This is a genomic window from Sporosarcina highlanderae (assembly GCF_030433715.1).
Taxonomy (GTDB): domain Bacteria; phylum Bacillota; class Bacilli; order Bacillales_A; family Planococcaceae; genus Sporosarcina; species Sporosarcina highlanderae.
Window position 1 is genome coordinate 39,532 of the sequence record NZ_JAROCC010000003.1, and the last position, 13,848, is coordinate 53,379.

A 13,848-nucleotide genomic window follows, 5' to 3' on the forward strand; every position below is an offset into this window, starting at 1 on the left:
ATTAGTATAGTTGGAGTATTTGAGACTTCACCTACAAACCTTTTTTGGGCAATTAGAACCTCTTTCGACTTTTTTGACTTTGTCCTTTTACCTAATTTCGAGTAGAATGTTATCAGGAGTGATTCAACAATGAAAACAGCATTAGTAACTGCAATCGTAACGGACAGTACGGCATATTTGCCTTCTGATATAGTGAAAGAATTGGACATCCACGTCATCCCCTTAACAGTGACGATTGATGGACAAGTGTATGAAGAGGAAGTTGACCTGACGTCAACAGAATTCTACGATAAAGTACGCGGCGATGGGCCATTGCCAAAAACGTCCCAGCCACCGGTCGGAAAATTCGTCGAGCTCTTTGAATCATTGAAAAAGGACTACGACGCAATCATTTCAATCCATCTTTCAAGCGGAATCAGTGGAACTTTCGCGGGTGCCGTGCAAGCTGGGGAAATGACGGAAGGCGTCGATGTTCGTGCATTCGACTCTGAACTTTCCTGTTATATCCAAGGATTCTACGTCATTCGAGCCGCTAAAATGGCTAAGGATGGTGCCACACCGGAAGAAATCATGGCAGAGCTCGATGAAATGAAAAAGACGATGCGCGCCTATTTCATGGTGGACGACCTCGCATATTTACAGCGTGGCGGCAGATTATCCAGTGCGCAGGCATTGATTGGGGGACTGCTTCAAGTCAAACCGATCCTTCATTTCCACGAAAAAATCATCGTGCCATTCGAAAAGATACGCACACGTAAAAAAGCGATGAAACGTATAGCCGATATGCTTGCAGAGGACGCTGAAAAAATGCCTCTTGAAGCAGCAATCATCCACGCAAACCGTCCCGAAGAAGCAGAAGCATGGAAAGCGGAACTTGAAGAACTCCTACCAGACGTAGAATTTACAATCAGCCACTTCGGTCCAGTAATCGGCACGCATTTAGGCGAAGGCTCAATGGGCCTCGGTTGGGTCAAAAAATAATAAAATCGGGGGTGTGAACATGAAAAAACCATTCAATCTGGCAATCAGGGACTTCCTGCACGGCCGTCTTTGGTTGCGCATGCACACTCCTTTTCCAACTGAAGAAATAACGGATCAAATTGAAAATGGCCATATTGAGCTCATTCGTGGCATCAACACGAAACCTTCATTCATGAATCAAAAACAGCATTTCTGCAACCGCTGCGAAAATGAAAATCAGTCCCTTTTCACGACATTTGACTGTGCCAAATGCGAGGGCCCTTGTACATATTGCAGAAAATGCCTCAAAATGGGACGCGTTTCATCATGCACTGAACTGATCATCTGGAGTGGCGAGAAACCCGTATACCCAACAAATCATATATTGGCCTGGCAAGGCACTCTCACGCCTCACCAGCAACAAGCATCCGAAGAGCTTACAAACAGCCAGGAAAAGCAGACTTCCCATCTGATTTATGCTGTTTGCGGATCCGGGAAAACCGAAATCCTTTTTCCGCCAATACATAAGCTCTTAACCGAAGGAAAACGTATATGCATCGCTGCTCCACGGGTCGATGTCATACTTGAACTTGAGCCGCGGTTACGAACAGCGTTCCCGGACACGAAAATCGAAGCCTTATACGGCGGCGCAAAACCGACAATGGAAGCATCCCAGCTTGTCTTAGCAACAACCCATCAGCTATACAGATTCCGTCACGCATTTGACGCTGTTTTCGTCGACGAGGCGGACGCCTTTCCATATAAGGCGGATGAAACACTGCAAAAAGCAGTCCGAAAAGCACTCAAACCCGATGCGCCTGCCCATTACGTTACCGCAACCCCAACAGACAAGCTCCTTTCCACCATGAAACGTTCGGGGTCCGTCTCCACCATCAATCGTCGATACCACGGCCATCCATTACCTGTTCCAACATATGAATCCCTGTGGAACTATGAAAAGCAGATCCGGAAGGGAAGACTTCCAGAAAAACTGCGGAGATGGACGGAGCAACGACTGTCTAAAAAAGAACCGTTCCTGATTTTTTTCCATCATATCGGCTTAATGGAGGAATCAAGGCCTTTATTCCAACTTCTCCACCCGCATATCCAATCCGTCCATGCATCACATCCGGATCGGAAAGAATATGTACAAGCACTAAGGAATAGAGAACTACCTGGACTGCTCACGACAACAATCCTTGAACGTGGAATAACGATTCCGAACATCCAAGTAGCGGTTGTCGGCGCGGAACAGCAAATTTTCGACAAAGGCGCGCTCATCCAGATTGGCGGCCGCGTCGGGCGTTCCGTGGAATTCCCGACCGGCGACTTCACAATGTTCCATGACGGAATCACCTACGCGATGGACGACGCGAAGAATGAAATCATGAGGTTGAATAAAGGGGGCATCTTAAAATGAACTGCCTTCTTTGTGAACAAAGACTTGCAAGCACACCAAGCTGGCAATCACTCTTTGCCATCGAAAAGACATTATTAATCTGCGAAGACTGTTCAAAAAGCTTCGAACGTGTCGACATAGAAGAAAGAGGGGATATTCTCCATCACGTCAAATCCCTCTATACATACAATGAAGCAATGCGCGAATTCCTTCATCAATACAAATTCCTGCAGGATGTTGCGCTCTCCGAGGTCTTTGCAGATGAATTAAAGAATGTATTATTGAACAAATTGAAGTGGAAAAATGCAGTCATTGTACCGATTCCGATGCATATAGATAAAAAAATAGAGCGCACCTTTTCACAAATCGATGAGCTGCTGAATGCTGCAAATGTCCCTTACGAAGACCTACTCATCAAGACAAACACCGAAGTAATGGGAGAGAAAACGAGGGAAGAACGCCTATCCATGCGCCCTTTATTTTCAATTAAACAAGGAACTGTCATCAACAAAACGACCTACATACTAGTCGACGATATATACACAACCGGCACGACACTCCGTCATGCAGCCACCGTTTTACTTGAGGCGGGCGCTGAGAGAGTGGAAGCGGTCACGCTCATTCGTGCAGAAAGATAGGAGGAACTAAACATTGGCAGAAGTAAGAAATTGTCCGTCCTGTGATGGAATCTTTAACTACACGGGAATCCGCGATATTTGTCCACTTTGTGCGCGGGAAGAGGAAGAAATGTACGATAAAGTGTATAAGTTTTTAAGAAGGCGGGAAAATCGGTCCGCAACAGTTGAAAGGATTGTCCAAGAAACAGGAGTATCTACAAGGCTGCTCTATAGATGGGTCCGCAAAGGCCACCTGCACCCCGCAAAATTCCCGAACCTTGGCTACCCATGCGACAGTTGTGGAAAATTAATCACATCAGGGAAAATATGCGACAAATGCACAAACTCCCTTAAAAAGGATTTAGACATCGTAGAAGCAGCTGAAGATACGATTGTTATGAATGAAACCTATCTCGCACATGGAAAGATGAGGCACGAAATCAAATTCGACTCATAAACGATAAACCGACACCTGAAAATGTCGGTTTTTTCTATGCCAATAAAGGAAACATTAGATAGACAGCAAATATAAATTAAAAAACCCTAAACCTCAGCTTGGAAATGCCGAAATAAAGAATAACGACATAAATACGTCAAGAAAGGAGCCGAACGATGAAAATTAATAAAGTCAACATCACGCCCGTCAACCCATACCGCACCAACCAAATGAAAGTTGAAAAGGCAAAAGAGAATCTTCAAATCAAAACTGACAAAATTGAAATCTCGGCTGAAGCAAAACAACTTTCCGAGACATCTCCTGTCACAATCGAACGAAACGAACGTGTTCAATCACTGAAGGCGCAAATCGAATCGGGAAATTACAAAGTCGATCCAGAAAAACTTGCGAAAAACTTACTCAACTACTATCAGAAATGAACAATAAGAAATGAACAAGATGAAAGCAGGGGACTAAAATGACAACAGAAACGATACTTTCCATCCTTGGTAATTTGGAAAAACTTCATAAAAGCCTGCTTCGCATCTCAAAAGAAAAATCGGAACTCATTAAAAATGGCGATATCAATGGCATTGACGAGCTTCTGAAGGATGAGCAAGCACATCTTGCAGCAATCGTCCAAATGGACCAAAGCAGGCAAAATGCGGTCAGCGCCTATTTAAAAGGAAATAGTATCTCCGTACCAATGAATCCGACAATCACCAACTTGATTGAAGTAACTCCTGTTCCGGAGAAAGAACAACTTACGGAGGCGAGAGACCGTCTCCTGCATGCGATTCATGAATTGAAATGGCAAAATGACCTGAACCAAAAACTGACCTACCAATCCCTTCAATTTGTGAATCTGTCGCTGGACATGGTTCGACCACGTACGGAATCGGTCACTTACTCAAAATCAGGAATTAACGGCAAAAAAGCAACGGGGACGGGGACTATACCAAACTTCGACTCGCAAGCATAGGAGGAACATCATGCGCTCCACATTCATGGGACTCGAAACAAATAAACGCGGACTCTACGCCCAACAATCCGGCCTCTATACAACCGGCCAAAACATAAGCAACGCAAACACACTTGGCTACACACGCCAACGCGTCAACATGCAGGCTACACAAGGCCTCACATCTTCGCCTGGATTATTAGGGACCGGTGTCGAAGCAAGCTCCATCCAACGAATCCGAGATTCCTTCGTCGATAACCAATTCAGACAGGAATCCAACAAGTTAGGTTATTGGGAATCAAGATCCAACGCAATTGCACAAATGGAAGACATTATTGGGGAACCTTCAGAATACGGTTTGCAAAAATCATTAAGCGAATTCTGGTCTTCCTTGCAAACGCTCGCGACAAGCCCATCAAGTAGCGGTGCAAGAGCTATCGTCATTCAACGAGGGCAGGATGTAGCCGAGTCATTCAACCATCTACACAGTTCATTAACTGAAGCCCAAACAAACATTGGGAAAGAAATCAGTTTTTCAACAGATCGCATCAACTCCCTTTTGGAGGATGTTGCTCGATTGAATGGCCAGATCTCTGGAATGGAGTCAGCCGGTTATCTACCGAATGAATTATATGATCAAAGAGATATCTTGTTGGACGAGTTGTCGACCTATTTACCGATCGAAACGAAGTATGAAAAAACAAGTGGAGGTACATCGGCGATTGCTGAAGGGACAGTAACTGTGTCTCTCAAAATGAACGACGGTGTAAGAGTCGAACTTGTGAAAGGTAAGGAATATGGGGAGTTAGCAATAAATCCTACCGAACTCCAAGCTTCAGATGGAAATCAATTAATTCAGGGCATCATTATAAAGGCAGTGGATAAAACTGACCCGGTTAATTATGATCATTCTGCATTCGCAGATTCAGGAAAATTAAAGTCACTTATAAATTCTTATGGCACGAGTGACGGAAATGGCCTTTATCCAAAAATGATTGATGATTTGAATAAAATGGCTGAGGCTTTAGCGAATGAATTTAACAGAATTCATGGAGAAGGAATAGATCTTGATGGTAATGAAGGAGATATATTTTTTGTATGGACTTCAGAAGGTACACTCTTAGTGAATCAGGATTTGATTGACGATCCAAGAAAACTTGCAGCTTCAAGTTCAGCTGATGAGATAGCAAACGCAGATAATGCAAAAGCTCTTTTAGCTATTCAAACAAGTCCATTGGACGATTTGAATAAATCCACAATCCAGAATTTCTTTTCAGGCATCATTGGAAAGTTAGGTGTGAATGGCCAACAAGCGGAACGTAATGCATTCAACACAGCTTCACTACAAGGGGCCGCTGCCAATCGCCGCGACTCGATCAGCGCCGTTTCGTTAGACGAGGAAATGACAGACATGATCAGATTCCAACAAGCGTACAATGCCTCCGCCCGTATGATTACGGTCATCGATGAAACACTCGACAAAATCATTAACGGAATGGGCTTATCTGGCAGATAATAAGGGGGAACCAATCAATGCGCGTAACACAATCCATGCTTTCGAACAATACAGTTCGGAACTTGATGACAAGCTATAATAAAATGGGCAAGCTGCAAGAACAGGCAGCGTCCGGAAAAAGAATTAACCGTCCATCTGACGATCCTGAAGCCGCTATGAAAAGCATAGGCTTCCGCAATCAAGTCGACAAAATCGAGCAATACAAGAAAAATCTTATCGAAGTGAATAACTATCTCGACAGTTCCGACGATGCACTTGACAGTGTTGGCCAAGCGTTACACCGTGCCAAGGAGCTTGTAACGAACGCCGCGAATACAGGAGCAATGAATCCGGAAGAACGTGAGTTTATTAAAATCGAACTGAGGCAACTTCAGGAAACGATTCAAGACTTGGCAAACACACAAGTCATGGGCAACTATATTTTTAGTGGAACAAAAACAGACACACCTCTATTCAATAAACAAACTAAAGAATTCACGCCAGATACAGATGGATTTTCCAAAGACATTGAAATTGAAATATTCAATGGCGTGAATTTGAAAGTCAATACGAATGCAAGAGACCTTTTCGAAGGGTTAAATACTTTCTTTAAAGGAATTACAGAAGCCGGAGAAGATGTCAAATTCGATAAAGCTCTTGCGGATCTTGATAAACAAATGGATGATGTCCTTGCACTCCGAATGGACATCGGCGGCCGTTCCAACCGTGCAGAACTCATGCAAAATCGACTCGACATACAAGAAGCATCTACAAAAAAACTACAATCCGAAAACGAAGACATCGACTTCGAAAAAGTGATAACCGAAATGCTTACCCAGGAAGCCGTCTACCGCGCATCCCTTTCAGTAGGCGCAAGAGTCATCCAACCTTCATTGGTAGACTTTCTAAGATAAAAAAGGACGTTTATACGTTCTTTTTTTATGCAAATCAACAAATGGACAAGGAGGATCACCAAAATGCAAATCCAAACAAAATTTAACGGTGAAATCAGTATACAACCCGACCAAATATGGACCTTCCCAAAAGGCATTCCGGGCTTCGAAAGTGAAAAGCAATTCGCACTGCTTCCAATCGAAGGAAACTCAAATTTCCAAGTACTACAATCAGCGACAACAGCTGCAGTAGCATTTATCGTCTCAAACCCTTACACACTCATCAAAGACTATTCATTCGACATCGACGAACCAACAATTGAACTACTCAACATCGAAAAACCGGAAGACGTATTCGTGTTAGCCATCCTAACACTCAAACAACCATTCGAAACATCAACCATCAATCTACAAGCACCACTCATCTTCCAACTGAACAACAAAACAGCAAAACAAATGATCATAAACGACAACCGCTTCAAAACCCGCCACGTAATCGGCCAAGTCAAGGAGGAAGTTTAATGTTAGTCCTCTCACGAAAACCGAACGAAACAATCAAAATCGGCGACGAAATTGAGATACGCATCATTGAAGTCAAAGGCGACACCATCCGCATAGGCATCGAAGCACCGAAATCAGTAGAAATCCTTCGCGGCGAGTTAGTTCAGTCTATTACGGAAACTAACACTGAAGCACTTACATTGGATGCATCACTTTTTTCACAGCTTACAAAAAAAAATTAAAAATCTCCTGGGAAAATGGCCTGGCTCGGTTCTAAAAAAGCGCCAGGCCATCCGTTTGTGTAAAGTCCGCTATTTTTCCACTATATCAACCAAAATCTCACAAAAACTTTTAGAAAACACTAAACACCTTCTCAACCAAACCGATATAAACAATGTAAGCGGCAGTAACGAGTTCGGCCGGCTCATACTCCGTAAGCATATTTATGGTTCACAGGGACGTGAACTAAACAAACACTCAAGGAGGAACATAATCATGAGAATTAACCACAATATTGCGGCACTTAACACGTTTAACCAATTAGGTGCCAACAACACAAATGCAGCTAAAAACCTGGAAAAGCTTTCATCTGGTCAAAGAATCAACCGTGCGGGGGACGACGCAGCTGGTCTTTCAATCTCCGAAAAAATGCGTGGTCAAATCCGTGGGTTGGAGATGGCATCTAAAAATGCTCAAGACGGTATCTCTTTAATACAAACAGCAGAAGGTGCACTTAATGAAACACATGCAATTCTTCAACGTATGCGTGAACTTGCGGTACAAGCGGCAAACGATACAAACGATACTGATGAGCGTAACGCTATTACGAGTGAATTGACTGCACTTACATCGGAAATTAACCGTATTGCAGGAAATACAGAGTTTAACAATCAAAAACTTTTGGATGGGAATTTCTCAACTAAAAAGTTCCATATCGGTGCAAACTCTGGACAAACTATCGATTTAACAATTACAACTATGAATGCTACTGCCTTAAGTATAAATTCTATATCGGTTACTTCTGCTGGGGGGGCCAGTGCAGCAATCACTTCAATTAATAATGCAATTAAAGCAGTATCTGTACAGCGTTCTAATCTTGGTGCAGTGCAAAACCGCTTAGAACATACAATAAACAACTTGGGTACATCTGCTGAAAACTTAACTGCGGCTGAGTCACGTATTCGTGATGTGGACATGGCGAAAGAGATGATGGATTTCACTAAAAATAATATATTAACTCAGGCAGCACAAGCAATGTTAGCCCAAGCCAACCAACAACCACAAGGAGTACTTCAACTTCTACGTTAATTATAATCTTTACTATCAAGGGACCTATTCAGAAATAGAATAGGTCCCTTAATTTTCATGAAAAACAGCCGATAATATAATAGAGGTGAAACTAAGTGTCTTATCAAATCGAAAAAATAACTTCACGTACTGGATTACCTGTTCTTAAAGTTAATGAATTCCTTTTACATAGTAAATATAATCCTGAAAGGGAAGCAGGTCAATTTGCAGAAAAGCAGTATAAAGAAAATTCAATTCATATCTTATTCGGTTTTGGTTTTGGCTATTTTGCTGATTCATTGAAAAAATTGTTTTCAACCAATGATACACTTCTTATTGTGGATCCAATTTGTAATTGCTTTTTAGATAAAACAACCATCCAAAAGTATGAAATTATTACTGATATTAATGTGGAATTTGAAATGAACCTTGCAAAATCTTTGGAAGGGTACAAAACAAATATAAAAATGATTTGTTCGCCTAACTATGATAAGTTAATTCCAACAGAATATAAGACAGTAATTTCTATTATAGAAAAGCGTTTAAAAGAAAATATTTTAAACAACAATACAGTTCGATTCTTTGCGGAAAGTTGGCAAGAGAATTATATACAAAACCTTGCCCATGTTCTAAGTGATCGAAGTTTAGTCGAACTATACAAAATATATGATTGCCCTATTGTAATTGCATCAGGGGGTCCATCTCTTGTCAAACAACTTCCTAAGTTAAAAAGCATTAGAGAAAAAATAATTTTACTTGCAGCTGGTTCTACAATAAATACATTACTACATTATGGAATTGAACCAGATTATATTATTTCAATTGATGGAGGGGAAGGAAATTATAACCATTTCAAAGACCTTTACTTTGAAAAAACTCAATTTATTTACAGTGTAAGGAATCATTATAAAATCCGAAAGAGTTTTAAAGGTAATTCTTTTGCATTTTTACCTTCCATTAAATTTGATGAACAGTTATATATAAAAAGACTGACGGGAAAAGAACTACCGATGTTGGTTGGTGGCACTTCGGTTGCGAATTATGCGTTATCAATTGCTATATTAATGACAAATAATGATGTTGCCTTAATAGGTCAAGACTTGGCGTATACAGATAACAAGACACACGCTGAACATAATCGACGGTTTAAAATTATCGATGAAAAGTATATTGAAAATAGAGGATTGTTTTACACTAAGGGTTATCATGGTGCAGATGTTCTGACTGATATGCCACTTTTTACAATGAAGAAATCGTTCGAACAGATATCAAAAATATCAAAAGAAGAAAAAAGATTATACAATTGTACTGAAGGTGGTGTAAGAATTGAGGGATTTAACCAAATTTCTTTTGAAGAATTTTGTAGTCGAATCCCAAAACATAAAAAAATAAAGCCTCAACTCCCTAAACAACAAAGTCATGAAAAAAAAGAACAACAACTGTTCATGCGAAAATTGTCGTCCGAAATTAACTTATATAATGAATTGATAAAATTATTAAAAGAAGGTCTTAAACTACTTAAGACGCACGAAAATAAATTTGAATTCAATCAAAAGATAATAAAAAAGTTAAATAAAATTGATGCCGTATTGAAAGAAAATTTTGAATGTTTGCCGATGAATAGTATTGTTGATCCAATTACAATAGATACATTGAATAATTTTCCAACTAAAAAGAATGAAACATCTAAAGAACAATTTCTACGAGTATACTTACAAAACACACAATTATATGCAAGGCTATTAGAAGCAACAAAGATATCCAAAAAGTTCACAGAAAGTTTGATAGAAAGAATAAAAAACAATTAAAGGATGAACAAGATGGCTAAACTTAATGAATTAATTGAAGCTTATAATGAATATATAAGTAAAGTCCCTAAAGGTTGTCAGTTCATATCTGATAACTTAAGGGAGGATAATATTTTGGATGCAATGACAGAGATCTCTCATTTCGCCGAAGGAGCTAACTGGTTGAGCACGGTATGCAGATATTTTATGGAAAAGGATATTTCAGATGGAATTGATATTAACAAAGTAACAGAGTATTTAATGGAAGTAAATAGAGGCTTAGAACTGAAGGATTATATTGTAGTCGCTGATATGTTCGAATATGAAATACAACCCTTTTTTGAAAGGTTTTCTAATGGGATTAAGATGCGGTGAATTATGAATATCCACAATTGAGGGAATTAACGATATAAAATAAAACAAGAGTTTACAGACTCAAGAATTCGCTTCTTATAGGTAATGTGAGCGATAAAGATCGCCAATATCGCGCATTTGATGGAGTAGATATGAATCGGTAGTTAATGAATTGAGTGAAGGAGAAAAAAAGATACTTTTAGTATTAAAGATATGAATGGCAATGATATTGAAACGACAGATTGATATAATAGAATGCGCGAGTCAGCTTGAACTGGATATGGGAACGAATAAGTAAGTAGAGGAGAATATAAGATGAAATCAAAAGTAATAGCAGAAGTCGGTTGTAATCATAAGGGAGATCTGGAAATTGCAAAACAAATGATTATTATTGCAGCAGTTTACTGTAATGCCGATGTTGTAAAGTTTCAAAAGCGTAATAATAAAGAATTGTTATCAGAAGAACAATTTAACGCACCGCACCCAAACCCTGTAAATTCGTATGGAAATACTTACGGTGAACATAGAGAGTATCTTGAACTCTCTATTGAAGAGCATAAGGAGTTAAAAAGCTATTGTGAGGAATTCGGAATTACATACAGTACATCAGTATGGGATTTAACATCTGCAAAAGAAATAGCATCACTCAAACCGGAATTAATTAAAATACCGTCTGCAATGAATAATCATTTTGAAATGCTCGGTTGGCTCTGCGATAATTACATTGGGGAGATTCATGTTTCAACGGGAATGACAAATTATAATGAGATTGATGAGCTAATTCAGTTTTTTATAGAAAAAGGTAGAAATAAAGATGTGGTCCTTTATAACTGTACTTCTGGCTATCCAGTTCCCTATAAAGACATTCGGTTGAAAGAAATAACACGATTACTAAGTAAATATAAAAAGGTAGTCAAATCAATAGGCTTTTCGGGACATCACCTTGGAACCGCTGTTGATATCGCAGCATATACGCTTGGCGCTGAATGGATTGAGAGACACTTTACCCTTGATAGAACTTGGAAAGGGACTGATCATTCAGCATCCCTAGAGCCCGAGGAATTGAAAACACTTATTAGTAATTTAAAGCAGGTGGAAGAAGCTTTAGAATTCAAAGAGGAAGAAATCCTTGAAATTGAGAAAGTACAACGAGAAAAATTGAAATACCGTGAGCGTCGATGAAGACGAAAAAGAATAGAGTAGTTGCGTTTATACCTGTGCGTGGAGGAAGTAAGTCTATTCCATTAAAAAATATTAAGAAAATGTATGGACGTCCGTTAGTTTATTGGGCTATAGACGCAGCAGTAGAATGTGAATATATCGATGAAGTTTATGTAAGTACCGACAGTATTGAAATCGAAAAAAGCATCAATTGTTATGATAAAGAGCATCATAACAAGTTGAAATGTATTAAGCGTAGTCCTAAAAATGCAACTGACACAGCGACTACAGAATCCGTGCTAATGGAGTTTATAGATAAGGTAAAGTCAACTGAAGTAGTATTGATCCAAGCTACTAGCCCCCTAATACAGGCAAAAGATTTGGATGCAGCTTTTAGGAAATTTTACTCAAACAATTATGATAGTTTACTGTCACTTGTTAGACAAAAAAGATTTATATGGACAGAAAATGATAATGAAACAGTGCAGCCGGTCAACTATAATGTAGCATTTAGGTCAAGAAGACAGGATTTTGAAGGTTTTTTGGTGGAAAATGGTGCCTTTTATATTTCGAAATATGATGCTGTTATAAAATCTGAATTAAGAATATCAGGAAAAATTGGCCATTATGAAATGCAGGAAGAATCGTATATAGAAATCGATGAACCAGGGGATTGGATAATTGTGGAAGAAATTCTCAAGAAAAGAGAGAGGGAGAAGCAAGCTTCAAAAAAATCAATGATTACGCCGGAAAAAGTAAAATTATTTGCAACTGATTGTGATGGTGTTTTAACAGATGCAGGAATGTACTACTCCGAAAACGGTGACATGTTAAAGAAATTCAATACGAAAGATGGAATGGGTCTTTCGATGTTGAAAGAAAATAATATTATTTTGGCAATACTTACTGGAGAAAATTCAGCAATAGTTAAAAAGAGAGCAGAGAAGTTAGGAATTGAAGAAGTTATCTTAGGTTGTAAAGATAAAGTTGCTGCAATGGACAAGTTGATAAGCAAGTACAATATCAATTATGAAAATGTTGCCTTTATTGGAGATGATGTCAATGACTTAGAACTATTAAAGAAAGTGGGATATTCATTTTCTGTTGCTGATGCTATACAAATCGTAAAGGATAGTGTCGATTATGTAACTTTTCGAAAGGGAGGAGAAGGGGCAGTCAGAGAAGTTGCCGATCTAATATTATCAAAAATTGGACGTGAATATAATGAATCTAACTAAATATACTCTATTTGAAAATGCGACCATACTGGAAGCATTGCAACAAATTGAACTGAACAAAAAAGGATTTGTCATCGTTGTAGATTCTGATTTTATTGTAAAAGGAACAATGACAGATGGGGATATTAGAAGATCTTTATTAAAGGGAGAAAACTTGACCTCTATTACAACCGATATCTTATCCGGTGAATTTTCTTTTATTAATGTAGATGATTCTTTTGATAAAGTAATAAGCTTTTTCAAAGAATCAAAAATCGAATTTTTGCCTATTGTTAATAATGAAGGGATGCTAGTTAATGTGTTGACTAAGGTCCAGTTACATACGGCTTTACTTGAAGGTATAGAGTGGGATTTAAGAAATGATTTTTCATTATTAGATGGACATACGATTGATCACGAAATTTACAATCGACCATGGGGATATTATAAAACCGTCTTCCTAAGCGATTATTCGAGAGCAAAAATTATCCATGTAAATCCAGGTGAGGAATTGAGTCTCCAAAAACATAAAAAGCGAGAAGAACACTGGGTGATAGTAAAAGGCGAAGGTGAATTGACAATTGGAGAAAGTATTCGGTACGTTAGTGAGGGATCTTATATTTATATACCTAAAGGTTGTAAACATAGAATTTCGAATAAATCCCAATCTATCCCCTTAATGATTTCAGAGGTACAGTTAGGGAGTTATTTTGGCGAGGATGATATTATTCGTTATGAAGATAAATATGGAAGGTTAGATTTGTAAATGGATACTCAAAT

General features: G+C 39.1%; 16 protein-coding genes. All 16 read left to right on the forward strand.

Going from position 1 to position 13,848, the window contains the following annotated elements; translation table 11 throughout:
• Positions 1–129 precede the first annotated feature (129 nt).
• The 16 genes from P5G49_RS04750 to P5G49_RS04825 all read left to right on the forward strand — a co-directional run bounded on the left by P5G49_RS04750 (position 130) and on the right by P5G49_RS04825 (position 13,834).
• The gene (locus P5G49_RS04750) at positions 130–981 is read left to right on the forward strand and encodes a DegV family protein (protein ID WP_301242334.1); all 852 of its coding nucleotides are present in this window, start codon (positions 130–132) and stop codon (positions 979–981) included.
• Between the two features lie 19 nt (positions 982–1,000).
• Complete coding sequence (locus P5G49_RS04755) at positions 1,001–2,380, forward strand: ATP-dependent helicase ComFA (protein WP_301242335.1); 1,380 nt, start codon at positions 1,001–1,003, stop codon at positions 2,378–2,380.
• Positions 2,377–2,997: a ComF family protein gene (locus P5G49_RS04760; RefSeq protein WP_301242336.1), complete on the forward strand. Its 621-nt coding sequence runs from the start codon at positions 2,377–2,379 to the stop codon at positions 2,995–2,997. Before P5G49_RS04755 ends, P5G49_RS04760 begins: the two co-directional genes overlap by 4 nt.
• A 13-nt stretch (positions 2,998–3,010) precedes the next feature.
• On the forward strand, positions 3,011–3,433 hold the full coding sequence (locus P5G49_RS04765) for a TIGR03826 family flagellar region protein (RefSeq protein WP_301242338.1): 423 nt from the start codon (positions 3,011–3,013) through the stop codon (positions 3,431–3,433).
• A gap of 155 nt (positions 3,434–3,588) precedes the next feature.
• Positions 3,589–3,852, forward strand: a complete 264-nt coding sequence (gene flgM / locus P5G49_RS04770) for a flagellar biosynthesis anti-sigma factor FlgM (protein WP_301242339.1) — start codon at positions 3,589–3,591, stop codon at positions 3,850–3,852.
• Positions 3,853–3,890: 38 nt separating this feature from the next.
• A complete protein-coding gene (locus tag P5G49_RS04775; RefSeq protein WP_301242340.1) occupies positions 3,891–4,394 on the forward strand; it encodes a flagellar protein FlgN in 504 nt (167 codons plus the stop codon).
• Between the two features lie 10 nt (positions 4,395–4,404).
• Positions 4,405–5,889 carry a flagellar hook-associated protein FlgK gene (flgK, locus tag P5G49_RS04780; RefSeq protein ID WP_301242341.1) on the forward strand — a complete coding sequence of 495 codons (1,485 nt, stop codon included), beginning with the start codon at positions 4,405–4,407 and terminating at the stop codon, positions 5,887–5,889.
• A gap of 17 nt (positions 5,890–5,906) precedes the next feature.
• Positions 5,907–6,782: a flagellar hook-associated protein FlgL gene (gene flgL, locus P5G49_RS04785; protein ID WP_301242342.1), complete on the forward strand. Its 876-nt coding sequence runs from the start codon at positions 5,907–5,909 to the stop codon at positions 6,780–6,782.
• A gap of 63 nt (positions 6,783–6,845) precedes the next feature.
• Positions 6,846–7,283: a flagellar assembly protein FliW gene (gene fliW / locus P5G49_RS04790; RefSeq protein WP_301242343.1), complete on the forward strand. Its 438-nt coding sequence runs from the start codon at positions 6,846–6,848 to the stop codon at positions 7,281–7,283.
• A complete protein-coding gene (gene csrA, locus P5G49_RS04795; protein WP_301242344.1) occupies positions 7,283–7,504 on the forward strand; it encodes a carbon storage regulator CsrA in 222 nt (73 codons plus the stop codon). Before fliW ends, csrA begins: the two co-directional genes overlap by 1 nt.
• 253 nt (positions 7,505–7,757) lie before the next feature.
• Complete coding sequence (locus tag P5G49_RS04800) at positions 7,758–8,570, forward strand: flagellin N-terminal helical domain-containing protein (RefSeq protein ID WP_301242345.1); 813 nt, start codon at positions 7,758–7,760, stop codon at positions 8,568–8,570.
• A gap of 95 nt (positions 8,571–8,665) precedes the next feature.
• On the forward strand, positions 8,666–10,357 hold the full coding sequence (locus tag P5G49_RS04805; protein ID WP_301242347.1) for a motility associated factor glycosyltransferase family protein: 1,692 nt from the start codon (positions 8,666–8,668) through the stop codon (positions 10,355–10,357).
• Between the two features lie 12 nt (positions 10,358–10,369).
• Positions 10,370–10,711, forward strand: coding sequence for a DUF8042 domain-containing protein (locus P5G49_RS04810; protein WP_301242349.1), 342 nt, complete (start codon positions 10,370–10,372; stop codon positions 10,709–10,711).
• A gap of 294 nt (positions 10,712–11,005) precedes the next feature.
• Positions 11,006–11,872, forward strand: a complete 867-nt coding sequence (locus tag P5G49_RS04815; protein ID WP_301242350.1) for an N-acetylneuraminate synthase family protein — start codon at positions 11,006–11,008, stop codon at positions 11,870–11,872.
• The gene (locus P5G49_RS04820; RefSeq protein WP_301242352.1) at positions 11,869–13,089 is read left to right on the forward strand and encodes an acylneuraminate cytidylyltransferase; all 1,221 of its coding nucleotides are present in this window, start codon (positions 11,869–11,871) and stop codon (positions 13,087–13,089) included. The genes P5G49_RS04815 and P5G49_RS04820 overlap by 4 nt, the downstream gene beginning before the upstream one ends.
• A complete protein-coding gene (locus tag P5G49_RS04825) occupies positions 13,076–13,834 on the forward strand; it encodes a cupin domain-containing protein (protein ID WP_301242353.1) in 759 nt (252 codons plus the stop codon). The genes P5G49_RS04820 and P5G49_RS04825 overlap by 14 nt, the downstream gene beginning before the upstream one ends.
• Positions 13,835–13,848: the final 14 nt, after the last annotated feature.

Coding starts and splice junctions, on each gene's coding strand:
- P5G49_RS04750 (WP_301242334.1), top strand. CDS start 130: ATGAAAACAGCATTAGTAACTGCAATCGTAACGGACAGTACGGCATAT.
- P5G49_RS04755 (WP_301242335.1), top strand. CDS start 1,001: ATGAAAAAACCATTCAATCTGGCAATCAGGGACTTCCTGCACGGCCGT.
- P5G49_RS04760 (WP_301242336.1), top strand. CDS start 2,377: ATGAACTGCCTTCTTTGTGAACAAAGACTTGCAAGCACACCAAGCTGG.
- flgM (WP_301242339.1), top strand. CDS start 3,589: ATGAAAATTAATAAAGTCAACATCACGCCCGTCAACCCATACCGCACC.
- P5G49_RS04775 (WP_301242340.1), top strand. CDS start 3,891: ATGACAACAGAAACGATACTTTCCATCCTTGGTAATTTGGAAAAACTT.
- flgK (WP_301242341.1), top strand. CDS start 4,405: ATGCGCTCCACATTCATGGGACTCGAAACAAATAAACGCGGACTCTAC.
- flgL (WP_301242342.1), top strand. CDS start 5,907: ATGCGCGTAACACAATCCATGCTTTCGAACAATACAGTTCGGAACTTG.
- fliW (WP_301242343.1), top strand. CDS start 6,846: ATGCAAATCCAAACAAAATTTAACGGTGAAATCAGTATACAACCCGAC.
- csrA (WP_301242344.1), top strand. CDS start 7,283: ATGTTAGTCCTCTCACGAAAACCGAACGAAACAATCAAAATCGGCGAC.
- P5G49_RS04800 (WP_301242345.1), top strand. CDS start 7,758: ATGAGAATTAACCACAATATTGCGGCACTTAACACGTTTAACCAATTA.
- P5G49_RS04810 (WP_301242349.1), top strand. CDS start 10,370: ATGGCTAAACTTAATGAATTAATTGAAGCTTATAATGAATATATAAGT.
- P5G49_RS04815 (WP_301242350.1), top strand. CDS start 11,006: ATGAAATCAAAAGTAATAGCAGAAGTCGGTTGTAATCATAAGGGAGAT.
- P5G49_RS04820 (WP_301242352.1), top strand. CDS start 11,869: ATGAAGACGAAAAAGAATAGAGTAGTTGCGTTTATACCTGTGCGTGGA.
- P5G49_RS04825 (WP_301242353.1), top strand. CDS start 13,076: ATGAATCTAACTAAATATACTCTATTTGAAAATGCGACCATACTGGAA.